Annotated in this window: 12 protein-coding genes and 7 pseudogenes; 10 read left to right on the top strand and 9 right to left on the bottom strand. The window is 61.6% G+C overall.

The window, feature by feature from the left end; all coding sequences use genetic code 11:
* Positions 1-171 precede the first annotated feature (171 nt).
* The 5 genes and pseudogenes from AC0NIH_RS31335 (at position 172) to AC0NIH_RS31315 (ending at position 5,046) form a co-directional block, all read left to right on the top strand.
* Positions 172-1,122 carry a DUF1403 family protein gene (locus AC0NIH_RS31335; RefSeq protein ID WP_473469316.1) on the top strand — a complete coding sequence of 317 codons (951 nt, stop codon included), beginning with the start codon at positions 172-174 and terminating at the stop codon, positions 1,120-1,122.
* Positions 1,123-1,124: 2 nt separating this feature from the next.
* Positions 1,125-1,634 (top strand): annotated as a pseudogene (scpB, locus tag AC0NIH_RS31330) (SMC-Scp complex subunit ScpB); the annotation flags it as partial.
* 307 nt (positions 1,635-1,941) lie between these two features.
* Positions 1,942-2,847: pseudogene (locus AC0NIH_RS31325) on the top strand (tyrosine-type recombinase/integrase).
* Positions 2,848-2,851: 4 nt separating this feature from the next.
* A pseudogene (locus AC0NIH_RS31320) lies at positions 2,852-4,038 on the top strand (IS91 family transposase).
* Positions 4,039-4,548: 510 nt separating this feature from the next.
* The gene (locus AC0NIH_RS31315; protein WP_473469319.1) at positions 4,549-5,046 is read left to right on the top strand and encodes a hypothetical protein; all 498 of its coding nucleotides are present in this window, start codon (positions 4,549-4,551) and stop codon (positions 5,044-5,046) included.
* 242 nt (positions 5,047-5,288) lie between these two features.
* On the opposite strand, the gene AC0NIH_RS31310 is transcribed toward AC0NIH_RS31315, so the two are convergent.
* The 8 genes and pseudogenes from AC0NIH_RS31310 to AC0NIH_RS31275 form a co-directional block, all read right to left on the bottom strand.
* Positions 5,289-6,011 carry a hypothetical protein gene (locus AC0NIH_RS31310; RefSeq protein WP_473469322.1) on the bottom strand — a complete coding sequence of 241 codons (723 nt, stop codon included), beginning with the start codon at positions 6,009-6,011 and terminating at the stop codon, positions 5,289-5,291.
* Between the two features lie 2 nt (positions 6,012-6,013).
* Positions 6,014-6,439 (bottom strand): hypothetical protein, encoded by a 426-nt coding sequence (locus AC0NIH_RS31305; RefSeq protein WP_473469324.1) that lies wholly within the window; start codon positions 6,437-6,439, stop codon positions 6,014-6,016.
* Complete coding sequence (locus AC0NIH_RS31300) at positions 6,396-7,259, bottom strand: ThiF family adenylyltransferase (protein ID WP_473469326.1); 864 nt, start codon at positions 7,257-7,259, stop codon at positions 6,396-6,398. Before AC0NIH_RS31300 ends, AC0NIH_RS31305 begins: the two co-directional genes overlap by 44 nt.
* Positions 7,256-7,882, bottom strand: coding sequence for a hypothetical protein (locus AC0NIH_RS31295; protein WP_473469342.1), 627 nt, complete (start codon positions 7,880-7,882; stop codon positions 7,256-7,258). Before AC0NIH_RS31295 ends, AC0NIH_RS31300 begins: the two co-directional genes overlap by 4 nt.
* A 92-nt stretch (positions 7,883-7,974) precedes the next feature.
* A pseudogene (locus AC0NIH_RS31290) lies at positions 7,975-8,241 on the bottom strand (hypothetical protein); the annotation flags it as partial.
* Complete coding sequence (locus tag AC0NIH_RS31285; protein ID WP_474025118.1) at positions 8,205-9,464, bottom strand: ComEC/Rec2 family competence protein; 1,260 nt, start codon at positions 9,462-9,464, stop codon at positions 8,205-8,207. The pseudogene AC0NIH_RS31290 and the gene AC0NIH_RS31285, both read right to left, overlap by 37 nt.
* 1,256 nt (positions 9,465-10,720) lie before the next feature.
* Positions 10,721-12,241, bottom strand: coding sequence for a hypothetical protein (locus AC0NIH_RS31280; protein WP_473469331.1), 1,521 nt, complete (start codon positions 12,239-12,241; stop codon positions 10,721-10,723).
* On the bottom strand, positions 12,238-17,169 hold the full coding sequence (locus tag AC0NIH_RS31275) for an AAA domain-containing protein (RefSeq protein WP_473469333.1): 4,932 nt from the start codon (positions 17,167-17,169) through the stop codon (positions 12,238-12,240). The genes AC0NIH_RS31280 and AC0NIH_RS31275 overlap by 4 nt, the downstream gene beginning before the upstream one ends.
* Positions 17,170-18,164: 995 nt before the next feature.
* Between AC0NIH_RS31275 and AC0NIH_RS31270 the strand changes: the two genes are divergently transcribed.
* From AC0NIH_RS31270 to AC0NIH_RS31260, 3 genes are all read left to right on the top strand, one after another.
* Positions 18,165-19,769, top strand: a complete 1,605-nt coding sequence (locus AC0NIH_RS31270) for a transposase (protein ID WP_473469336.1) — start codon at positions 18,165-18,167, stop codon at positions 19,767-19,769.
* A gap of 6 nt (positions 19,770-19,775) precedes the next feature.
* A complete protein-coding gene (locus tag AC0NIH_RS31265) occupies positions 19,776-20,486 on the top strand; it encodes a TniB family NTP-binding protein (protein ID WP_473469338.1) in 711 nt (236 codons plus the stop codon).
* Between the two features lie 169 nt (positions 20,487-20,655).
* Complete coding sequence (locus tag AC0NIH_RS31260) at positions 20,656-21,540, top strand: TniQ family protein (protein WP_473469340.1); 885 nt, start codon at positions 20,656-20,658, stop codon at positions 21,538-21,540.
* Between the two features lie 134 nt (positions 21,541-21,674).
* Here the strand turns inward: AC0NIH_RS31260 and AC0NIH_RS31255 are convergent.
* Positions 21,675-22,821 (bottom strand): annotated as a pseudogene (locus AC0NIH_RS31255) (IS3 family transposase).
* A 385-nt stretch (positions 22,822-23,206) separates the two neighbouring features.
* On the opposite strand from AC0NIH_RS31255, the pseudogene AC0NIH_RS31250 reads away from it, so the two are divergent.
* Both AC0NIH_RS31250 and AC0NIH_RS31245 read left to right on the top strand, forming a co-directional pair.
* Positions 23,207-24,559 (top strand): annotated as a pseudogene (locus tag AC0NIH_RS31250) (Glu/Leu/Phe/Val family dehydrogenase).
* Positions 24,560-24,778: 219 nt separating this feature from the next.
* Positions 24,779-24,868, top strand: a pseudogene (locus tag AC0NIH_RS31245) (IS6 family transposase); the annotation flags it as partial.
* Positions 24,869-24,938 lie beyond the last annotated feature (70 nt).

The raw sequence follows: 24,938 nt of genomic DNA, 5'->3' as shown, positions 1-24,938 counted from the left end.
CTTCTGCTCGCCGGAATGGCCATTTCTCAATGCAGAAAACGGCCAACTTCTGATAGAGAACAATACGAGCTATAATGCAAGATTATCGTTCGTTGTGTCGCTCCGACAGGCTGTGCGTTTTGGCGCGAAAATCATAGCAAAAAGCGCACGGCCGCTTTACCCTCCAAAACCATGATTCGTCTCGATCCCGCGACCGCCAGCCCCGCCGCGCCGCCGGCCGTTCCGGCTTGGGCGATCACAAGCGCCGGCGCGCCGAGCGACGGCGACGCCGCCTTCCGGGCCGGCGCCGCTCTGGGTGCCCTCGACACGCTCGCTCGCGCGCAACCCAGCTGGGCCGGGGCCTGGCGGCAGCGGCTGGCGCTCAACTGCGCCGCCGCCAGCATGCGGCTCGCCGGCCGCTCAGAGGACGCGGCCGCGTTGCGCGACGCCTGGTACCTGCGCCAAGCCGGGTCCGACCCCGGTCCCGCCGGCGCGGTGCTTGGCGCCTGGCGGCAATTTTCCGTGCAGCCGCCCGTTGTCACCGCCGATCGTTTGGCCAAGATCGTCGAGCTGCTCGGGCTCAGTTGGGACGATGAGGCTCTCGCCGACCTGTGCGCGGCAATCGACGAAAAGGTCAGCGGCGGCCGACCGGCGCCATTCGTCGCCGCGGCGATCGCCGCTCACGTCGTCGCCATGCGCCCCGACTCCGAGCTTTTGGCCTGGTGGCTGACCGACCTGGTGCTGGCAAAAAGCCTGCGCTGGCCGCGGCCGCTGCCGCTGCTTATGGCTCAGGCCTTTGGACCGGCTTTTCGCGCCGGCGGCGGCAAGCGCATCCGACCCGGGGAAGACGGATTCGAACGGGCGGTCTGCGTTGCACTGGTTCAAGCGGCGGCGGAGTCCTGCCGGTTGGCCGCCGAGCTGTCGCGTCGCGCGGAGCGGCTCATCGCGGTGGCGCCAAAACTGCGCGCCAAAGGCGCCGGCGACGTGATTTTTTTGCTCCTGAATGAAGATGCTGTCTCCGGCTCGCTGACGACCAAAAACCTGTCGCGCGTTGCATCGCGGCGGCTGTTCGAACGGCTGCAGCAACTGGAGGCCGTGCGCGAGCTTTCCGGCCGCACCACCTTTCGGCTGTTTGGGTTGTAGCGATGAGCGAAGCGTCCGCCCGCCGCAAGCCAAACGGTCAGCCAGCTTTGCTGGATACCGAGCTGGAGCACCTGCCGCCAGAACTGCGCTGGCGCGAATGGATGGGCCGCGTCGAAGCGGTGATCTTTGCCGCAAATGAACCGGTGAAACGCAGTGTCCTCGCGCGGGTGGTGGGAAGGAATTGCAATATCGAACTGATCGTCGACGACATTCGCGCCGAACTCGCCGGCCGCCCCTATGAGCTGGTCGCGGTCGCCGGCGGCTGGCAGCACCGGACCAAGAAGGCCTTTGGAGACGTCATCCGCTCCGCCTTTGGCACGGCGGCGGGAGAGGGGGCAAAGGAGCTGACGCAATCGGAGGCGCTGGTCTTGATGTGCATTGCCTAATTCCAGCCGATCACGCGAGGCGAGCTGTCTTCCTTCTTCGGCAAGGAGGTGTCGCGCGATCTGATCGGCGTGCTGCGCGCGCAGGAGCTGATCGCGTCGGGTCCGCGCTCGCCGCGGCCGGGCGCAAAGCCTGAGATCGCGGTGGAATGTGCGAGCTGTGCGTGGGCCATAGCAAATCTTCGACCTCTCATTTGCACAGTATATGCACATCCCAACGCATAGCAAGTGAACAGTGGGCTGGCGCGTTCCAGCGACCCGTTTGTCCTTCCTCATCCTCGCAGCGGTTGCCGGCTGGCGGCAGCAATGCGCCTCATGCACGAACCCGCTTCGCGGGAGGGGGCGCCTCGTTCTGAGATGGTGCGACAGGCATTGGTCTTGAGCGGGTAGAGGCTGCGATCCGACCATGGAGTTCCTTCAACGAGAGGAACTTGCCATGGATACTCTGTCGACCGATGCACCGATCACGCCGCTTCGCCAGCGCATGCAGCAAGATATGCTCATGCGGGGTCTAGGACCCCATACCCAGCAGGACTACGTTCGTCACGTCCGGCGCTTCGCAGCCTTCCTCCGACGCTCTCCCGATACCTGCGACGCCCGAGGACATCCGTCGCTTCCAGTTGTATCAGCATGAGAACGGCGTCGGGCCTGCGACCATCAACGGCGCGGTCTCAGCGTTGCGGTTTCTGTTCCTGGTGACGCTGAAGCGGCGGGATCTGGCACGTGTGCTGGTGATCATGCGCTATCGACGCAAGCTGCCGGACGTGCTGAGCGTGGAGGAAGCGGCGCGGCTGCTCGAAGCAGCACCTGGTATCAAGTACAAGGCCGCGCTCGGTGTCGCCTATGGCGCGGGCCTGCGCGTATCGGAGGTCGCGCACCTCAAGGTCGATGATATCGACAGCACACGCATGCTCATCCGGGTCGAACAGGGCAAAGGACGCAAGGATCGCAACGCCATGCTCTCGCCGCAACTCTTGGAACTGCTGCGGCTGTGGTGGCGCGAAGCAGGCGTCGCGGGGTGATGCTTCCGCATGGCTGGCTGTTCCCGGGGCGCAGTTGCACCGATCCGATCTCGTCACGGCAACTGCACCGCGCGGTCCAGGAGGCTGCTGAAGTCGCAGGCATCCGCAAGCGCGTCAGCCCGCATACGCTGCGGCACAGCTTTGCCACCCATCTGCTCAAGCAGGATGTCGACATCCGCGTCATCCAAGTGCTGCTAGGCCACAGCAAGCTCGAAACGACAGCGCTCTACACCAAAGTCTCGACCCGGACGATCCACGCGGTCGCAGGGCCGCTCGACCGGCTGAGGGCTCTCATGGAAGGCAAGACGCCTCCCGGTTGAAGCGGTGCGCGCGGACCTGGAGGTCGCCGACATCTTCCGTGCTGCCGGTCCCGGATACCGGGTCGCCCATGCAGGACACCTGAGCCAGCAGCATCTCAAGGTGATGTCAGCGATCGAAAACTGCCGCACCGCAGCCCTTGGCGGTCACGTCGAGGCCTGCGAGGACTGCGGCCAGTGGCGCATCGCCTACAACAGCTGCCGCAACCGGCACTGTCCCAAGTGCCAGGGCGCGGCCGCACGTACATGGCTCGCCGAGCGGGAAGCCGACCTGCTGCCGGTCGGCTACTTCCATGTCGTGTTCACGCTGCCGGCCGAAGTCGCCGACATCGCCTTCCACATCAAGGCGATGACCTGCTGTTCCGCGCGGCGTCGGAGACGATGGTGACGATCGCGGCTGATCCCAAGCACCTCGGCGCGCGCATCGGCATCACCGCCGTGCTCCACACATGGGGCTCGGCAATGACGCACCATCCCCATGTCCACATGATCGTGCCGGGCGGTGGCATCGCGCTCGACGGGACCCGCTGGGTCTCCTCGCGCCCGGCCTTCCTCCTTCCGGTGCGCGTGCTCGGCAAGCTGTTCCGCCGCCTGTTCCTCGCCCGGCTGATCGCACTGCACGATGCCGGACGGCTCGCTTTCTTCGGATCGATGGCGCACCTCGCCGAGCGAGGGGCCTTCCTACGCCACCTGGCTCCCGTCAAGAAGAAGCGCTGGGTGGTCTACGCCAAGCCGCCCTTCGCTGGTCCCGAGGCGGTGCTCGCCTATCTGTCGCGCTATACCCACCGGGTCGCGATCTCGAACCGCCGCCTGATCGCCTTCGAAGAGGCTGGCGTCACCTTCCGCTACAAGGATTATCGCCGCGACGGCACCGACCGGCAGCAGGTCATGACGCTCACCACAGACGAGTTCATTCGCCGCTTCCTGCTCCATGTGCTCCCGCGCGGCTTCCATCGCATCCGCCACTATGGCTTGCTTGCAGGCGGCTCTCGCAAGGACTGCCTCGCGCTCGCCCGCCAACCGCTGGCGGTCGCGCCTGCCGTCACGAATGATCCTCCGGCAGAACCGGACGACTTCCGCCCGCCGTGCCCATGCTGCGGCGGGCGTATGATCGTCATCGAGGTGTTCGAACGGTGCAGCCAGCCGCGCGGACCGCCGGGCGCACGGACGACGAACCGGGAGACCGCCCCATGACCCGGCATGGCCCGTCTGGCCACACGACCGCGCTACGCCGGCGCAGGTCAACGGAAACGCATGTGCGCGTCGCTGCAGCGCCAGTCTCTCGGCACCCAAACCACACCGTCCTCATCGCGACAGGCTACCCGACCAAGCCGGAAGGCTACTTCCTCGACGCCCTGACAGCACCGCGCGCGGACGTTCGCGACAGGCGCTGGCACACCTCGAAACACAAATCCCCATAGCTCACCGCCTGCTGACCGCGGGTTCCTGCATGAGAGGCTTTCGTACGCCTGACGGCACCCGAAACCCTTCAGCATATCGGCCGTTCATCCACTTTAAAGGAAATCCTGAAAGCGGACGGACTGCTCAGCAGCCCGACGCCCGCATTGAGTGCAGACGAGTTGACATAGCCCAGCGAGTTCGTCCGAATGATAGTAAGTCCGCGACACCTGGCTCCAAGCCATAAATTCTTGCAACGTCTCGGCTTAGGTCTGAGCCAGTCTACATCAATCCAATGGACCTCGAATGAGTGCACGGCTATCGACGGCCATTCGGATAGGGGAAGCCGCAAAGGCGATTCTCCGAAAAACACAGAGCTTTCCAGGCCCAGAATTCAGAGAGCTTGCAGAGCCGAGCGAACGCGAACACGTCGGTGTTGAACCGATCCTTTTAGCGCTATCGATGGAGTTGGCGCTCAAAGCGTGGTTCGTTTTCGACCACGATGATCCAAAAGTTGTCAAATCGCACAACCTTGTGAAGCTGTTTGACAGCCTAAAGCCCGAAAGCCAAGAGAAACTCGACGCGGAATTCAAAAGGTCAGTGGTCCCGTACCATCCCAATTTCTACATCGACTACAGCATTCGTCACATTCTGTATCAGCACCAAAATGCCTTCACCGACTGGCGTTACCTTCACGAAGCAGAAAAATCGATGATGTTTGATCAGAGTGCTTTTGAGGCAACGCTCGAAATGGTGCGTGAGTTCGATAAGAGATATCGCGTTGAGCCGGTGGGACCGTTTTGAATGCCGTCCGGGGAGGGCCTCGGTGCGGCGCTCATTTTGAGTAGCGCCGGAATGAAAGTTTTCTTCGCCGAGAGCGAGGACTAGAGCCTGGGGGGGGTTGGCAGCGGCCGGGTGGCAATGCGCCTCCATGTCCGACATTCAGCCATGCTTCGCCTCCGCCCAATACCGGACGCTACTTCAAGACATGCCGAAGTCACCTAGCGGTCGAATGCAGCGGCAATACTGACAAGAATCGAACATCCTTACGCCCGCTTAATGAGGGTCTCCGTGCTAAGGACGAGTTGACGGGCATATATTGCCGATGCCTCAAGCATCGCCTTCCTGGTTACGCCAAAAAGGAAGTAGAGCAGGTGGAGGGCCGACAGACCGCCCAGCAAAACGAGCTTGCCGGTGCTTAGGGAGGCATATCCAGGCTGGTAGTAGACAATCGTCGCGGCCGCGCCCAGGGACAGGAAATTTAGAAGGATTCCAACCGGTTTTAGACCTAAGAGGTTGCGGTAGTAGCCGTAGCTGATCAGTTCATTGAAAAGTAGCTTGAATGTTTCACTATCACGGGTGTTTTCGCGCAACCACCCATAGGCTTGGCCGTAGAATTCCCACGCGGTTTCTGGATCCCTTTGCTCATCGTCGGCGGTAGGGGCCGGCAGCCCAAGCTGGCCGGCAAGGTATTCCCTATAACGTGTCCGCTGGCTCGCCGGGAATGCCGGATCTGCGTGCGTCAGTTCGGTATTCCGCGGCCGCCCGCCTGTGGCGGCGAAGATCTGACGTTCCTTGGCCGTTCCAAATCGGCGAGCAAGGTTTGCAGCCGCGAAGAACAGTACCATGACCGCCACGGTGGCAACCGCCTCCGGCAAACCCGGATCGACCCAGCTTGCGCAGAGCAGGCAGAGGATGATCGCCGGCGCGACCGTCAGAATGGCAGGGAAGAGCCGGGCTTTGAGGGAGTAGGTATCGAGGAAGTCCATGATTAGGCTCCAGTCGTGCCGGTGATGGCGAGGAGCCGCTTAGGTGTGCAGATCAGCAGCACGGCCGGCGGCGGTCGTTCGTCTGCGAGAGATTGCGCGGTTTTCCAGTCGAGGGCCGATGCGCCTTGGTCGGCGAGATGGCTGTGCCACGTTCCGACGTCGAAAAGGCTGCTGCCGCTGTCCCGGAATCGCTGGTCGACCATCTTCTTCAGGCCCTTGGTGCCGAGCATGAACAGGCTGGCACTGCGCGTGCTGTCCTCGGGCGCCGGGAGGATGTCGACGACTGTAATCGCGCGGAGACGCGAATTGCAGGTGCCGATCAGCAGGCCGCCGGTTTCGACGGCGGGGTACGCCGTGATCTCATCGCGGATCCGGCGGACGACATCATCGCCAATGTCGAGGGTCCAGTCGCCGCCCTCGACCTTCACGCGGTGGAAGGCGGGTACCTGCATCCGGCGCCAGATGGTCGTGAGTCCGGTGCGGTCCCTTACGCCGATCGCGACCTGTGCCTCCGCCGCCCGCACCAGACGTTACCATGCGGGTGAGTTCCTCGGTCGCCATGGCGGTCATGGCGGAAAGCCGCGCATCGGTCATAGGCATGGCCAGCGAACCGCACCCCTCACCGATCTGCACCTGCGTGAGCCCTATCGCCGGATCGAAGAGCAACTGCCGTTCCCTTGTGGAGACGGTGGCGTAGAGGCTCGCCTCGAGCTGCGACAGGGACGGCCTGCCGGCATCGCCCTCCGCGAACACGAAGGCGCCGTCGCCGCGGCCGAACAGGGTGACCTCGGCCACCCTAGCCTTAATCCTGCCGCCGGCGCATCCGGACAGGGTTTCGCGGACCAAGCGGGAGGCTGTTGTGTTGACAACCAACCCAGTCTGCTCGGGAACGACGCGCAACAGGTCGGTGGGCTTGGCCAGCGAGGCAATGACATTGCCGATGTGGGATGCCGGCCGCTCGCCTAGACTGCCGAGCTCGGCCGCAAGTTCCGGTGCCTTGAAGTACGGCAACGGATCGCGTGCGAGCGCATGGCGCGCCATGTTATGGGGTTTCAACATCGCATTGTCTGTCACGGCGAGGATGCGCGCGCCCGTTCGCGCCAGGTGCAACGCGACCTTGGACCCCACGCTACCGCAGCCGACAATGCTGGTGTCGGGGATCTCGGGAGCGCCGGTGAAGCGGCGAAACAAGGCAGCGGAGGGCATGTCGACCTGACGCGCCGGGAATACAGGATCGCCCTTGTTCAAGCCCGGGGCGGGTTAACCGCTTTTGGGCGATGGAACCTGAACCAGTAGGCCATGAACTCGATGTCGGAGGCCCGTCCCATCAGGTGGAACGGCCGGCGGACGCAAAGGATCACCGCGACCGGCAGTGGCGATGATGACCACATCTTCTCGAAGCGCCTTTCCAGATCCGCCAGCAACTGGCGGAACTGGTCTCCCATGCCGTAGGCGTCCGTCCGCGCTTCCAGCTGCCCGAGCGTGGTGACGTCGTCGGCGAGGATGTCCTGGCTGATGGATTTGTGGCTGGGCCAGAGCACGGCGGTGACGGTCTTTCCGGCCTTGTCCGGGGTTTCGAACTCGAACGGAAACTGCGTTTTGTCGCCAATCTTCGGAGCAAGCTCGGTTCCGACCCACACACCCAGTGAATCCTCGCAGTCGAGCTGGAAGAGCCGCCGTATGAAGTTCGAGCGAAGCCAGACGCTGCCGGCATCCTTGCCGATCCGCTTGGCGAGGAGATACTCGCGGTCAACCACGACTTCATGGAGCACGATGTCGCGGTTGACCGGTTCCCAGCCATGCTTGGCATTGGCAAGGCTGCCGATCGCGGCTCGCTTGAACCAGATGCACATCTGCTCGATGATCGCCATGATGCCCGCATCCACGAGGTCATGCTGGGCAAAGAATTCATCCGGACGTCGACCAGGCACGGCACAGGAAGGGACTTTCCATCGCCCGGGGCGAGGTGGGGCATGGCCGCCGGGAAGTCAGCCCGAAGCCGGAATAAAGGGCACCGGCGCGGGTAGCCGTCGCGCAGCACCACGTCGACGCGTTCAACAGCCATCACGCCCGTTTGGCTTTGCCCGTCCAATCTGGCCGCGTTGGGCAGTTCGATGGCGAGCTCGAGTGTCAGGACGGCCTGGTCATCGTCAACGCCGGCGAGACCGGTGCTGACGACGTAGGGATAGCCTGTTACGACACGCAGGAAGTGTTCTGCGTGTCGCTGCATGTCAGCCTTGGCCACGGGCGTGCTACCTGCGGCCCCGCGACCCATGGCCCCGGGCCACCGTGGGGATCGCGGAAATGCCGATCGTTGCTGCGACTTTCTTGGCGGCCACTCGGTGGCTGAAGGAAGGGCCGGCGTGGGTGATCGAGAACTCGACCGGGGCGGGAGTTCATTTCCCAGTATTCCTCGGTACAATGGAACCGGTCGGATGCCGTGATCGAGACGTATTCGCGCTTAGCACGCTCGTGCGGCGGATTCGGCTCTTCCTTCTTGATCGGGTTGCAGCTGGCGACGATGTGGGCACCCTTGCGGGTCTGCGACAGGGCATTGCGGGCATCCGCCGAGACCTTCACGTCCTCGCCCATTTCCGACCAGCGATCATGGCTCAGGGTCCGCCACGAACAGTGGTGCGGGGTTTCCATGACGTCGTAGCTGAACCAGTCAGGATTGGTGTCCTTGTGGCGTCGCCACAGGCGGTCCCAAATCTCGACGCTAGCATCGCCGCCGGTCAGGAAGCGGCAGGCGTCGTCGGTGCCGTCGGCCATGATCGAGAACCGCAGGATCACCGATGAGTTGTTCTTCGACAGTAGCTCGATCAGCGCTTCGGCGTCTTCCTGGTCCGTGTCGATGTAGATCGGGGCCAGCAACCGCGCCTCCAACTGGCCGTCCTCGTTGCGGTTGACGGCGGTGATCAACTCGTCCTGTAGGATGACGATCTCCATGACGTCGTCGGTCTTGCCGTCACGGTCCTTGCCGAGGATCAGGATCCGGTCGCCATAATCGGTGCCGTCAAGTCCCTTTTCGCGGAAAAGAGCGACGCGCCGCCGCGCTTCCTTCGCCCATGCCTTGGCGTCGTCGCCCAGCTTGTGCTGGGAGCTAGCACGGCGGAAAACGATGGGCGATGACCACATTTCCCGGATCAGGATTCGGTCGTCGTCCTCGTCTTGCGGGTACTCGTCCAGCGGCCCGAGATGGAAGTGGTTGCGCAGGCCACTGACATGGTCGACGTCTGGATGCGAGATGAGGAGTGCGTCGACATATGGGCGTCCGTCGTCATCGCGCGGTAGCCGGTCCTTCAGGTCTTGTGCAACATCGTGGACATCCTCGTCCTCACCATCCGCCGACGCGCGGATGTTGACGTCGATGAGGATGTTCTGGCCGTTGTCGAGGGCAACAAGTGCCATGTCGCCATTGCCCACGGGGTAAAACGTAAGATTTGCGGACATTTTAACGCGGTCCTGTGTTTGCGCGCCCGGTCGTCTTGGGAGAACTCGACCAGAGCGGGCTTATGGGGCCCAGGGGATTGGTCACTGGGGCCTTGTAGCACTCCGGACTAGCGGTGAGCTCCGAGCGACAGCGTCTGGGCAATGCCGCTGCTCGATTCAAAACGAATGCAGTCGGCGTAAAATGCCGCTGCCTTGTTTAGTGACATGACTCAAGTTTGTAGTAAATACTGGAGATAGTGTCCGTCCACTGAAAATATCGTGCATTCGTGTCAACAATTAAATGGTCTGCATTGCTGACATATTTTCACGAGATTAATCCATCGCATGGGACGTTCTTACAGTTGCACAAGGGCTGGCAGTCGGCGGCTAGGACTTTTCGAACCAACCCGACCGTCGGCCCTAAGTTAACCTAGTATTCGACGTGACAAGCACTATGCGGCCGCGAAGACCGCAGAGAAACGTCGACCGCACGATGGCGTGGCACACCGAAACCCGACAGTCCGCTTCCGGCCCCACTGCGGTCACTCGATACCCTGTCCCTCAGGAGCCGCTCATGGCGCGACCGCGACGTCCATCATGGTCAGCCGCAATGTCTGCTTCCGGGCGCCGCAAGGTTTGTCTCTATAGTCGACACGAGGCGCATTACCGCCGGGCAGCAGTAGGCCGAAGAACGAACCCGCTGCGTGGGATGGGCGCTCACGGTTGGCAGACCTGCCGGCGTCACGTGGATCTGATATCCAAGCTCTGGTTGACCGCCTCGGCAAGGACCATAGCTGCATGCGCTGAGATTTGATCAAGGTGCGGTTCTGCCAGCTTTGCCGCGAGGCGGGGCGCCCTGACCGGAACATCTCATTTACCAGCCACCCCAAGACCCGGGGGCGAAGGCGTGCACCATGATCGCGAGCGAAAGTCCGACCGTGACCGACATCGCCAGGGGCGGCCATCTCAACGCGACGCACTGCACAGTCGCCACCGATGATAGAATCCTGTTCCCCCCCGGCTCATTGCATGGAATCAGGATTCATTTTTGGAGTCTTCGCGGAGCGCCATTCTACGCAAACGCCATGGGCAACCGCGACCCGGACTTTTTCAACAGGCTTCCGTGTCGATGATGCCGCTCAAAAGTATGCTTGGTTTGATCACGTCATGCATTGACCCCTTTCGACGGCTTTGAGTTGTCAACAACGTGCGACACGAAGCGGCTGCTGTCTTTTCTGGATCATGTCTGCCGTTCGGTAAAACGAGGGGTGCGCCTGCTATTCTGAGGCGGGCGCGGCGCCTTGCTCTCCTGCACTGTCCTCCGTCGTTTCCGTTGCCGGCGGCGCGATAAGGTTTCGTCTGAGCACGTCACCGAGTTTGAACGCTTCGGCGTTCGCATCGAGCAACTCGCCTGCACGCGCCAACACGCGCGGGTCGAAACTCGCAAAGCCCAAAGGGACCGGCAAGCCCGATTGTTGGCCGATCGGCGCGTGGACCGTTGCAGCGACGAAGGCACCCGGCACGAGCAGCATTTCGAACCCGCCCGGAAATACACGGGCGTTCGACCCATACCCGCGCGTGAAGGCTTCCTTCACCCAGCGTTCGGCGCGCTGTGCGGTCAACGAAATCGACTCTACGTTCTGCCGCACGCCGAGATCCTCGTTCGTGCGATTGATCCGTTCGCGGAACTGTTCGACGATTTCGGCCATGATCGAGGTGCTTCCCCAAAGTGGGGCCTGGGGCACCACCCAATAGATCGCAACCGCGGCGTGGCGCGTTTTGCGCAGGCCGTAGCTTGCGACATCGAACAGCCTACGCGCATTTTCCTTGGTGAATAGGCTGCCGATGATCGGCACCGTCGGGCGGTCAACACGGACGTCGCCGTGGCTCGTGAAGGCGTGTCGATAGAAGCGCTGCACGCTTAACCCATCGCGGCGCGTCCATTCCTTAAGATAGTCTGGGGCAAGTTGGATCAGGAGTTGGTATGCCTCGCCATCGTCCTCCCGCCGCGCAACAGCCATGCGCTCGACCATCTCGGCGACCGCAAGCCCCACTGCCTCACGATCTGACAGCTCGTAGTCTGACTTCCATTCGGAAAGGTCGATGTCGGGTAAGGTTGGCTTGAGCCCCGATGACACCAACCGGACGCGCACGAGCGTCGAAAAGCGCTCCTCGGCCGCCACCCCGTCGATGGAATAGAGCGTGCGTCGAGGGGTCGAGATTGGATCGATCTTCAGCGCGAACTCGCGAAAGAACCGACGGAACGACGACGGCACCCTTTCCGTTGCCGAGCTGACTTGCTCAACGTCGGCCAGCGGCAGCTCGGGAAGGTTCCGCTCGAAGTAGCTCAGAAATTTCTTTTCGGCGGGCGCCAGCGAGATGAGGTCGAAGCCGACGCGTGCGATCTTGCGCTCGACCTCGTAGATCAGTGGTTCTTCGACACCAGGGCGGAAGAGCGAAAGCCCCGTCTGTGTCAGCGTAATGCGGCCCTCGCTCCGACGGATGTAGTCGGCGTCCTCGACCTCGTGGAAAACGTAGGCCATCTCGCGCCGGCTATATCCGAAGAAGGACTGGACCGCTTCCTCTGTACAGCTTCCCATCGCGCGAACGAAGCGAATTAGAAACTCGGCTGTCACGGAAACCTTGCCGACATCAGCGACCTTGTGCTCGACGACGAACCGACGGCAGGGCAGCGTTAGGTCGAGCGTCGCCAACTGGAGCGGGCCGTCCTCGGATTCTTCGACGAGCCCCTCGCGCACGGGCCCGAGCGTCAGCTTACTGCGGGGCTGGACGGTCATTGTGCCTTCTCCAAGGCGCCATCGTTGGGCGCGGCGTTGAGCCGATTCTCCAGTAAAGCCATTGCATCTACTTCCCTTGCGTGCCCGTATTCAACGTTACTGGCAAAGGCCCGCGCGATCCGGTCCATCGGCCCTGCCTCCTCCCATCGCTTCAAGCTACCCACGATAACAAGGCGGTCCATCGCGCGGCTGATCGCGACGTTGATGCGGTTGGGCCTTGCGAGGAATCCAGGCCGAATTGTCTTGGAGCCGCCCTGTGTGGGCCCGTCCCAATTGTTGCGAACAAGCGACACGATCACGATGGGGTTTTCCTTGCCCTGGTAGCTGTCGATAGTGTCCACCTTCAGCGCGGCTCGCAGCGAGGGATGGATCGGTGCCAAGGCGATTTTGCGCCTCACGAGGTCACGTTGGGCCGAATAGGCACAAATGATCCCGATGCCATGGGCATGCGTTGCTTGTTGGGCAAGCCAGTCGAGGAACAACTGGCATTCGCTCCATCGCTTGAGAAGGCTTACGATCACGTCTGCCTCAACCGTGTTGGTCAGGCTCTTGCGATGATTGGGATCGGCTTGCTTGGCGCGCTCGCCAAACGGCGCCGTGTCGAACCACGTGACAGGCGCGCTGAGGTCGGCAGGGAGCGCTTCTGCGTCGATGATCGGCGTCATGCGACCATGCTCAAGGCGCTTGCCATAGAATGACCGCGAGACAATCTCTCCGATCGGGGGGAACATGCGATATTGCCGTCGCAGCGTGTGACCCGCGGCAATCCCATAGGGTGTCTCGAAGACGCGCTCGAAGTCGCTCCTCGCTACCTCCGCCACGCCCACGCCGAGGCGCTCGGCGACTTCGTCGACCACTGACTCCGGATGCTGTGGCTCAAGCTGTTTATGGTCGCCGACGAGCACGATCCATGCGCCCGCCTGGATCGGCACCGCGAGCTCGCTGGCGGTGCAGCGCGCCGCTTCGTCGACGATCACGAGGTCAAAGGGTGTTGAGGTCAAGCCAAGCGCCGACCTGCCGAGCCCCACACAGGTCCCAGCGACGATCTGGCGCGTTCCGGCGAGGAAAGTTTCGAGGCTCCGTTGCTCGGTCGAGACCGTTCCCACGAAGTCGCGCGCCAGCGCTGCGACTGCCTGGAACCTAGCAACACGGTCAGCGCTCGGGCGCTCGTCCTGCGGCATGGCCTGGAGGCAGGCGCCGACAATCGTCGTGACAATCTTCTCGGCCGACAGCTCAGCGGGCAGAATGTCGTCTATGCCAAGCGGCAAGATCTGCTGGCTGATTGTCTCGCGAAGCGCCGTTATTCGTTGCGCCGAACTTTCCTCGTCCTGCAAGCTGGCCAGCCGGGCCGCGACGGGCCTTATCGCAAGCTCGACATGGGTCAGCGCGTCGGTCAGCGCCTCTGGAATGCCCAGTCCCTGGGCGGCGACGGCCAAGCGCTCGCGCATCTCGGCACGGAACCTATCCTTCTGGAGCTGCTCGACGCGCTCGACGTGGAATGGCAGCAGGCGGTCTGAGACAACACCCTCGTTGCCGACGCGAAGGATGCTCGGTATCTCACCCGCCCGAGCGAAGAGCTTAAGCACGGCCTCGGCGGCATTGTTGACCGCTTCATGCGCTTGGCTTGCGAGCAGGACATTGCGCGCCAGCCCCAAGGTGAGTGCGGCATGGACCAACGCCGCAATGAAGACGGTCTTGCCTGTTCCCGGCGGTCCCTGCACGAGGGCGAGCGGGCGTGTGGCGAGCACAGCTGACAAAGCCTCGGCCTGCTGGTCATTGAGCTCGTACTGCTCCTTCAACTTTTCGACCGGCTGGCGATCGGGCAACGACTGCGGTGTTGCCGCGGTGCGAGGATCGAGGATTCCGATCAGGTTGCGCGTACGCGAGGTGCGCCCGACGATCCGCCTGACCGCAGCCTGGCGACGGTCGAGGCTGGTCTCCTCCATGCGGCTCCGGAAGCGAAGCTCGTCGCCCTCCTCGACTAGCGGCGGTCCGTTTCGCTGCTCGGGCCGCATGCTTTCCAGATAGAGCGTGTCAGGCTTGGATCGCTGGAGGTCGAGTTGGCCGACGGGCCGCCAATTGCCTCGGCGGTCCTCGCGCTCGACCATGACACGGTCGCGCCGATTGTAGTCAAACGACCCGCTCAGCAGGTCAAACTGAACCTTATGCCGGTTGATGCTTATGTCGAAGACGCTGTCCTCGGCAACCTGCCCATAGGTGACCAACTCCCGCTCGGCATCGACGAGGATCTCCCACAGCATCGCCACGTCTACCTGACCGTTCGGCGGTGGCTCAGCAGCGATCGCCTCGATCAGGTCGTCCTCAGGCGACTCGCCTGAAATGATGTCGCGTTCTTCGGCGAGCTGCTCGCCCTCCGCGCTCACCTCGGACTCCGTCGCCCTGGGCTGCGTCGGAACCAGGGCTGCGGTGACATCCTCGCGTTCGAGCAACGGAGTGAGGTCTTCCAGATTGGTAACTGGACCGTCCTCGACGATGATGGCAGCTTCGAGTGACGCGAACTCGAACCTCTGGAAAAGCCTGATCCTTGACTGCTCGAGAGCGCGCCGGTTGAGCCGGTAGGGCTTTCCGTCAGCCCCGATGCTGACCTCAAGCTCCTCGCAGGCCCCGCGGATAATGAGCGTGCGTCCCCAGGGGGCGCGGCGCAGGAAATAATGGCCCTCATCCGGTAGCAATGGGCCTGCCCCTACGTGTGGGCTAGCGAGCCTGATCGTCGCCAAGTCCGCATCGTGTGGCTCGCCGGCTGCCAGCACATCGATCAAGGGAAGCAACGTCGCGTTCGCCGGGTCGTCGGTTCGCACCTTCGCGATTGCCTCGCGCAGGCGGCCGGATATTCTTGAATCGCTTCCGGCGAGGAGCTCCTCGCCGATGACTGTGACCGCGAAGCAATCGCGTTCGAAGCGACCGCCGCTCCCGGGGGCATAGCGCGCAGTTACAGTGTCGCCTTCGGTGGCCGTCGTAAAATCACTCAGGTCGACGATAACCGGGTCGCTCGGTGCTGCGGGATCGACGAGGATGTTAGCAGGTTTGAGGTCGCCATGCGCCAGGCGAAGAGTGTGCAACTCCTCGACCCGCCGGGCGAGAGCGTCGATCAATTGAAGCCGCGCTTCCTCGCCAAACTGCTCCGGGGGCTCCGCCATCAACAGTGCGAGGTCGGGGCGATCGATCCACTCCTGGATCATGACGATCGCATCGCCCAGCCACATCGCACCCAGAATTTTCGCGCATCCCTCGGGCTCGACCGCCGAGAGCTCGGCGAGCTGATCGAGGAAATCAAGGATGCGCGATCCTTCCTTCTTCTGGTCGCCCCACGAAGCGCGCTTCCAGACTTTTACCAGGACCTCGCGACCGTCCTTACAGGAGCGCCACAAGGCGCGCGTCTCGTCGTCGCGAAGGATCTCGGCGGGCGGATAGGCCTGGAAGAGCGCCATCTGACTCTTGATCGCGCCGCGATGCCGCTCAAGCCCTTCTATGACTTCCGCAGGCGTGGGCCGGATGGCGACTGCAGCGTTGAAGGCCGTCAGCGCGTCCCCCGCGTCCTTGAACCGGTGCATTGGGTCGGGCGCGAGCGCGGACGCCAGCCAGCCGTACAGTTCGACGTAGTCGGATGCCTTGTCAGACGCGCTGTCCCACTCGGGAATTCCGCTCGATGTTGCAGGACCCGTGCCCAGGAGGATGCGGTGAATGGCGGAAGCGGCGAGGAACACGTCGCGACGCTTAGGGGTTGTTTCGACTCCGAAGAGGTCCTCTGGCAGCTTGCCAGTTGATAGAAACTGGAAGCGCGACTCGCCGAGCGAGCGAACATCAGGGTAGCTTGCCGCCATCAGGTGCGAGAGCCGAACGGTCGACGGTCGCTGCACCCAGACGCTGTGCTGTCCCAGGTCGAGGTGTGCTGCCTCCGCGAGGTGAAGCGCGTCGAGGGATGAGAGCAATTGGCGAGCCAGTTCGATTCGATCGACCCGGCTAAGGTCAGCTAGCTCGGAGCTGCCAAAATCGGTCAGACGGTGAAGCCGGCGCCGGCGGTCATAGACCTCCCAGTATCGTACGCCGAAGGTCGGGTCGCGCGTCTTACCGCCGACAATCACGCTGTCGCACTGTTCGCTTCGGTCCTGCAGGTAGGCGATGACCTCCTGCTCGCGACCGGCGATCTCGCTACGTCCTTCTTCGGTCTGGAAGCGAGTTTCCGCCTTGGAGAAATCCCACAGCCGCAGGACTCCGAGGGTTGGCGACTGCCGTTCGTCGCTCGCCTCGAACTCCGCGAAGATTCCCTCGTGGTGCTCGAACACCGGTGCGGCGGACGTGGCATAGAAGCCACCATAGGTTCGCCGACCAGGTACGAAGACGCCCTTGCTCATATTGAAGAACTTCGAGAGCTGGTCCTTCCACTCCGCCGAGGTCAGGATGCCAGCGGGTGGCCCTTTGCCGAACACCTCGATCCGCTTGGGAACCGACTTGAGCGAAGAAGTGAACGCCGCGACGGGCATTACCGCCCGCCGCTCGGTCTCCGAAATGCCGCTGAGGTCTGTGGCCTTGGTCAGGACCACAAGGCCCTGTACCCTTGGGACGATCGGCTTTGCGCCCTTGGTGTGGCGCTTGAGGTGGGCCTCAAGCTGAATGAAGACGTGGCGCGCGTTGGCAGAAATCTTCGCGACCGGCGACGGGCCATGGTCCCGCCCGGCGTTGTACCAATGCCCCTCGCGGCTCTCGATCGGGCCGAACCAATCCTTGAGATCGACGACGAGTATGCGGTCGTCCGCCACGATGATGACGTCGATCTCGCGGCTTGAGCCGGGCGCGGTAGCAAGGTCGAGGTTGGTATAGGCGAACCAGTGCGAAGGCAATGAAGCCAGGGTCTCAATGCCCTTCACCTCGCGCACATGTAGGCCGTTCCCGCAGTTGATGATCTTCAAGCGAATCCCCCCCGAGCCGCTACCGCGGCCACTCCAGATGTTAGCTTTCGTTTTTGCGCTGGCAACTTCGTTTGAGCAGGATACGCGCCCTGGCGGAAGGGGCTAGATCATAGCGAACAATATTGTCCAGAAGATCGCCCGCCCCGAAGCGACTGGCGCGGGTCGACCGACTACAATCGCAGTCCTCGAACGAACAGCGGCTTCGGGGCGTTGCCGTGGGATTAGGTGGCGCGAGAAAATGATGATCGGAACGTCTGCATCCAGGCGAAGGCAAGTTTGCCTCTACGACCGAAATGCTGCGCAAAGCCGTTACATTTTGGTAAGCTCTGAGGTGACGCAACGCGCCAGCGCAACGCCCATGTAACATCTGGGTTGACAGCTACTATTTGTGACAGTGTAGCCTAGAGCACAATAGCGTTTTCGCTGCGGGCCAATCCGGAACGCGCCGTAACGCCAATCCCATCGCGTTGAAATGCTATCCGGATCGACAAGCAGCTCGCTTTCACCTCGTCGATTCTCGGTTTCTTTGCGCCGGTCGAGTGGAGCCTCATCTCCGTGCTCACCGTGCAAGACCTCCTGATCGGAGCATCTAGAGCACAGCTTCCGATGTCAGTCACGGCGTGGCTAGCGCTGCTTATTGCCCGTTTCATTGCGGATGCGCAGAGCGTCGAATGCGCTCGAGAGTGATGTCCATCGGGCTGTTTGCGCGAACCAAGCGTAGCCCGAACTGTCCTGAACTGGCGTGCTCAGAAGGGCAATGTGACGGTGTTCAGCCATTCTAGGACGGTATGGAGCACCTGACCAATCATCTCAGAGACGGACAGGCCGACTGTCGCGCTGTATTTAAAGGTGAGACTTCTCGCCTAATGATATCAAGCCCTTAGCCTTGTACTTAAATTGAGAATTTGCATTTAATTTGAGATTCGCGCTTGGCTCGCTGCAGTTAATGTGAGATTCTGATGGTCTAACGTTAGCTTGAATTGTTCGCAGGCAGCATGGGCGACGACAGCAATGATTACGGGGAGCGAGCGCGCTGGAACGAGGCGTGCCGGCGCGAAGAGGCAATCCGCAAGCTCGTGGAGCGCTATCCAAAAAGTCTGAGCGGTCAGGTTGTGGCGGATCTGGCGTGGGAATTGAATCTCAGCCGGGCCACTCTCTACAGGATGATCAAGCTGTTTCGCGCAGGCGGCACTGTAAGTTCGCTGATGGACCGAAAGCGCGGTCGGCGCCAGGGATATCGCGCCCTCGACAAAGATCGAGAAGCCCTCGTGCGTCGAACGATTGAAAGCTTCTATCTCAAGCCGACACGCCCGTCCTTCGCGCAGTTGGTTCGCCAGGTCCAAATCGACTGCGCAGCGGCCGGCCTTGCTCCACCAAACTGGCGCACCATCAAATCGCGGGTTGAAGAGATCGATCTACAGGTGAGGGGGCGTAAGCGCGGCGAGAGCGAGGTCGTCAAAGCTACAACGGCTACGCCAGGTGCCCTTTCGGCGTCGCGGCCGCTTGAACTCGTGCAAATCGATCATACCAAAGTTGACGTATTCGTTGTCGACGAAGACACGCGACTGCCGCTCGGACGGCCCTGGCTGACACTGGCGTTGGACATCTTTTCTCGGATGGTAACCGGCTTCTATCTGACCATGGAGGTGCCGTCGCGATTATCGACAAGCCTCTGCATACCGCACTCAGTATTCGACAAGACCCCATGGTTGCGGGAGAGGGGTATCCATGAAGCGTGGCCCGTGGCCGGATTGCCGGGAACCATACATGTCGACAATGGCGCGGATTTTCGAAGTCATGCGTTCGAACGTGCTTGCCGGGACAACGGCATAAGGATCGAGTGGCGTCCGCCGGGAACGCCCCATTTTGGCGGCCACATCGAACGGTTGATCGGCACGCAGATGGGCGCGGTTCATCTGCTGCCAGGATCGACCTCAAGCAACATCGAGGAACGGCGCGAGTATGACGCCAAACGCCATGCGACACTGATGCTTCGAGAGCTTGGGCGCTACATCACACTCGAGATCGTTGGGCAATACCATCATGCTATCCACGGCGCACTCCGTCGGCCACCAATTGCGGTATGGCGACAGCAGGAGAGTGAGTTGGTGTTGCGCCTGCCGAACGATCGTATGCAGTTCTGGATCTCCTTCCTGCCGGAGGCAGAGAGAACGTTGCGCCCGACCGGCATCCATCTTTTCAACATCCGCTACTGGTCGCCCGCTCTGGCCGCGGACATCGGACGAACCAAGGCCCGCCTGGTTGTGAAATACGACCCCCGCGATTTGTCGCGCGTCTTTGTCAGGCGTCCCTCAGGCAGCTTTGTTGAGGCTCGCTATGCCGATGTGACACTCGCGCCCATTACGCTGTGGGAGGCGCAGGCTGCCCGGCGCAAACTCAACGCTCAGGGCAAACGCGAAATTGACATGCACGTCCTCATTCGCACTGCGCTTTCGCAGCGCGAACTGATCGAGGAGGCGAAACACAAGACACAAGGCCGCCAGCGGCTAGCGAAAACGAATGTGGACGACGATGAAGTGGGCTCGCTTCGGGGCGTCGATTCAAGCAAACCTGTTCCCTCCGTCGAAGATCTGGATTGAGCCCCTTTGAGCACGGATAACGTCCATCTGACGCAGGCGGCCAAAGACCTCCTCGGCGAAGCCGATATTGTCCGAGTTCGCGCGATTCAGGCTCGCCGATGGATTTTTTATCCGCGCGCCAAGCAGGCACTCGATCGTCTCAACCTGCTGGTCGGCCATCCGCGCGGCACGCGCATGCCCTCAGTCGCCATCTACGGCGACAGTGGCATGGGCAAGACGATGATCATGGAAAAATTCTGCGACAATAACCCCTCCCGTTTTGATCCGACGACCGGTGTTCAGGCTATGCCGGTTCTGGCAATCGAGATGACGGGGAAGCCAGGTGAGCGTCGTTTATATGCCGAGATCCTGGCTGCACTTGGCGCGCCACAGGCACCCCGCGCGGACATCGTGCAGATGGAGCAAGCGGCGTTGCGGCTTCTGAAAACGGTCGGCGTCCAGGTTCTGGTGATCGATGAAGTACATAACATTCTCGCCGGCTCGTACCGCGAACAGCGGGTCGTGCTGAACACGCTGCGATTCCTCAGCAATCGGCTTCAGATCTCCCTCGTTTGCTTCGGCGTAATCGAAGCGCCCGAAACCATAAGTGGCGACGTACAGCTTGCCCGGCGGTTTGGCGAGATGACCTTGAATAGGTGGGCGGCCAACGAACAGTTCGAAGCGCTAGTCTCGTCCATTTTACTGAATGGTCGCCGAGGCGGCATAAACCGGTGCTGACGCCGAAATCTCAACGCCGAATACTGCAGATCAGCGGCGGCATCACTGCCAATATCTTTCACGCGATCACGAGGCTAGCAGCCGAGTCGATCGAGAATGGCTTAGAGCATATCACGGATGAAGCGGTGGAAAATTGGTGCCCGCCAGTTAGCGCCGAAACAGCCTACGCATGATCCGAGAGCTCAGCGGCACAAGGCCGCTTCCAGTCATTCTCGAGCCCGTCCCAGATGAGCTCCTGTCGTCGTGGATCACGCGCCATGCCGATTTCTATGGCGTCTCACCGCTCACGATGCTTCGCCATGCCATTCCGGAAGTAACATCTTTGCGGCAAACCGATGCAAACCTGGGGCCAACCGCCGCCGTTCACATTGCGAGGTTGTTTCGAGCCCAATCTTCGACAATCCTGGCAATGACCACGTCTGGTTTCCCGAAATCGGCAGCGCGGCTCATCGCGCCACGTGCCATTCAATGCTGCATGCCCTGCTCTGGGCAAAACAGATCGCGAGGAGCCGCAACTGCGGTACAGCGAAGCTGGATCGAGGGTTGGCGGATAACCTGTCCCGTTTGCAGACAACGGCAGCAAGAGACGAGGGAGGGTGCCTCTGCCCTCGTAAGCACGTCATCGCCGTTCGAGGATCTTTGGGTAGATGCTGTCCATGGGGAGCGGCTCATCGATCAGTCGCTGAGGGGAGCAGCAACTCTCGGTTGGGTGTCGCCAATCGATGTCGTCCGGTTACTGCTCGTCAGACGATGCCCGAAGCCCTTCCATCATCAGGCATCGATAGGCCAGTGCACCGTCCTTGGCGCCGTCGTTCCGGGTTTCGATGAGCTTGTAGCAGAACAGGGACACCCAAGACCTACGATTGCAAGACCAATCTTGCCTATCGGACTCCGCCTGGGCCTGCTCGCTGGTATCTCAATCGTCTATCAGGCAGGTCCGGCGTTAGTCTCCGAGCTCAAGCGCCAAACGCTGGGAGCCTACTATGCGCGGTTCGATGCAATCGGCGCCGGCATATCGGTTTCGAGAAACTCTCAGCCGCTGCAGGTGAATTGAGACTCAGGGGCATTGAATCTCATGATTAGGTGCAGCGGTTGAGCGAGGTGGGCGCAATCTCACGTTTAAGTGCAGTGCGACACCTTCCCGATGCTTGTGGCGAATGGCCTGCTGCCGGTTTTTCGGACACGAAGTTAAGCTAACATAGCTTGTTCCTCAAACTCCACGGGGCTCAGATAGCCCAGTGTCGAGTGCCGTCGCCGGGGGTTGTAGAAGCGCTCGATGTAATCGAACACATCTGCCCTGGCGTCACCCCTCGTCCTGTAGACCTTGCGGGCCGTGCGCTCGGTCTTGAGCGACGAGAAGAAGCTCTCCATTGCTGCATTGTCCCAGACATTGCCCGACCGACTCATCGAACATGTAATGCCGTGGTCGGTCATCAGGCGCTGGAACTGCTCGCTCGTGTATTGCGATCCCTGGTCGGAATGATGCAGCAGGCTGTCGGGCTTGCCTCGGCGCCAGATCGCCATGATGAGGGCGTCGGTGACGAGCTGGGCCGTCATCTCGGCCTTCATCGCCCAGCCGACGACCCGCCGGGAGAACAGGTCGATCACGGCGGCAACGTAAAGCCAACCTTCCGCGGTCCAGATGTAGGTGAAGTCGGCGATCCATTTCTGGTTCGGTGCCGAGGACTCGAAGGCGCGGTCGAGGATGTTGTCCGACACTGCCGCTCGCTCGCCGGTGTCCTTCGGCAGCCCACGACGCCGCGGCCGGGCACGCAGCCCGTTCTCCCGCATCAGCCGCTCGACACGATGCAGGCCGCAGGAAAGACCCTCGGCCAGCACGTCATGCCTACGCGACGAGAACCATAGGTGCGGTCGCTGCTCTTGAAGCTGCGGTCGATCCTGGACACGAGGATCTCGTCAAGCCGGGAGCGAGCGCTGGGGCTGCGGTTGAGCCAGGCATGGAAGCCTGAGCGGGACACATCCAGCGCACTGCACAGCCATGCCACCGGCCAGACGTTCCGGTGCCTCGCGATGAAAGCGAACCTCATGTCACTTCCCTCGCGAAGTAGGCTGCGGCCTTTTTTAGGATGTCGCGCTCCGCCTTCAGCTTCGCCACTTCCTTGCGCAGCCGGTCGATCTCCTGCTGCTCTGGCTTCATCTGCCCATGACCGGGAAATGCATGCTGCGGATCGGTCGACAGCTCGCGCACCCATTTGCGCAGCACATTCTCGTGGAGATCGAGGTCGCGGGCAGCCTGGGCCACCGCAACGCCCCGATCCTTGATCAATCTCACCGCCTCAAGCTTGAACTCGCGGCTAAACTTCCTTCTTTGCATTCCCACTCTCCAGTTCCGTCAAACACCTTATCTCGGTGTCCACGAAACCGGCAGCAGGCCAGAATCAACATCGACCACGTTCTCACATCTCGACAGGAGCAGCCGCCCTTATCCGGGCTCGGCAAAAAACCCCAATCACCCCATCTGGTTGTCTGCAAAGGTGAACATCGACAACCACACCGCGCGCCGGCTGTTCACGCTGATCTATGCCCTGCTTGTGCGCAATGCGGACCATCGGGTTCTGCTGAGCTGAAATAGCACGGCGCCTGAACTACTCGAACGAGGAGAACCTCCAGTGAATGCAGTAGCACAACGCGATGTACACCTCGGACAGGCGAGCTCCGCAGGCTTTTTGGATAGCGTTGACCAGAACTTCCGGCATGCGATGACCTTCCTTGACCTGCCGGAAGGACTGTCGGAGCGGATCATGCAGTGCAACTCGACCTACACGGTACGGTTCGGCGTCAGGTTGCGCGGCCGTATGTACAGCTTCATCGGCTGGCGATCGGTCCACAGCGAACACTGCGAGCCAGTGAAGGGCGGCATTCGCTATACGTCGAATGCCGATGCCGAAGAAGTCGAGGCGCTGGCAGCGCTGATGACGCTCAAATGCTCGCTGGTCGATGTTCCCTTCGGCGGCTCGAAGGGTGCATTGAGGATCGATCCGTGCGAGTGGGCGCCGCAGGAGCTCGAGCGCATCACCCGCCGCTTCACCCAGGAACTCAACAAACGCGGCCTGATCGGTCCTGGCGTCAACGTACCGGCGCCCGACATCGGCACGGGCGAGCGGGAAATGGCCTGGATGATGGACGAGTTCCGCCGCGCGAATCCAACCGATGTGATCAATGCACGCGCCTGCGTTACCGGCAAGCCGCTGTCGAAGGGCGGCATTGCCGGCCGGACCGAAGCAACCGGCAGGGGCGTTCAGTTCGCCATCCAGGGGTATCTCCGCGATCCGCGAACCGCCGGGTTGAATGGCAAGCGCGATCTGAAGGGCGCCGCCGTCATCGTCCAGGGGTTTGGCAATGTCGGTTACCATGCGGCGAAGTTCGTCGCACAAGAAGACGGCGCACGGGTGACCATCGTTGCTGAACGGGACGGCTATGTCGCCAATGCCGATGGTCTAGCGATCGAGGCACTGAAGCAGCATCAGATTAGAACGGGCAGCATCCTCGGCCTTGAAGGCGTCACGTCGTTTCCTGGTGATATGACGGGCATCGAGCAGCCGTGCGACGTTCTTATTCCAGCGGCGATGGAAAACCATCCATGCGGGGAATGCAGATAGCATCAAGGCGAACCTCGTCGTCGAAGCTGCCAACGGCCCGGTGACCTTCGAGGCAGATAAGGTTCTCCGCGCCCGTGGGGTCACCATCCTTTCCGATCTTTACGTCAATGCCAGCGGCGTGGTCGTCAGCTACTTCGAGTGGGTGAAGAACCTGACGCACATTCCCTTCGGCCTAATGGAACGGCGCCGGCGCGAGCGGCGAAACCAGACGATCGCCGCGGCCCTCGAACGCATGACCGGCAAGGAGTTCCCCGCCGACATCCCGAAGAGTTCCTCGAAGGCGGCGCTGAAATCGATCTGGTTCGTTCCGGACTGGAGGACGTCATTCGGAGCACCTGGGGCCGCATCGCCGACCTCATGGAACAGCAACCGGAACTCGGCAATTACCGAACCGCCGCCTATGTCGAGTCAATCCGACAGATCGCCGATGCCTATGAAGCAATCGGGATCTAGTATAACCGGGCCATCGCGATGTTTTTCGCCTCAGGGGACGTACGCCCCTTGGTCGGAGCGCGACCAATGTTGAAATACCTTTTCTGGTTTTGTTGCAACGGCTGACTGGAAGTGCAGAGGACGGCGTTATCAACTTAACTCGGGTTCAGGGATTTGCGGCATAGACCGATGTCATGAACCGCAACCGTCAGCTACAAGCGCCATCGTTTCCCGCCGCAGATCATCGCGCATGCAGTCTGGCTCTACTACAGGTTCCCCTTGAGCCTGGGTCTGGTCGAGAAAATGCTGCTGGAGCGCGGGATCGTGGTTCGTATGACGTGGTGCTGCTCGAGGAGTACGCATACCCGTGTTATGGCATTCCGTCCGAGGAAACCAAGGA

The organism is Mesorhizobium sp. WSM1386, assembly GCF_055901595.1.
Note: the sequence above shows the minus strand (reverse complement) of the source record. Positions and strands in the feature narration are given on the sequence as shown.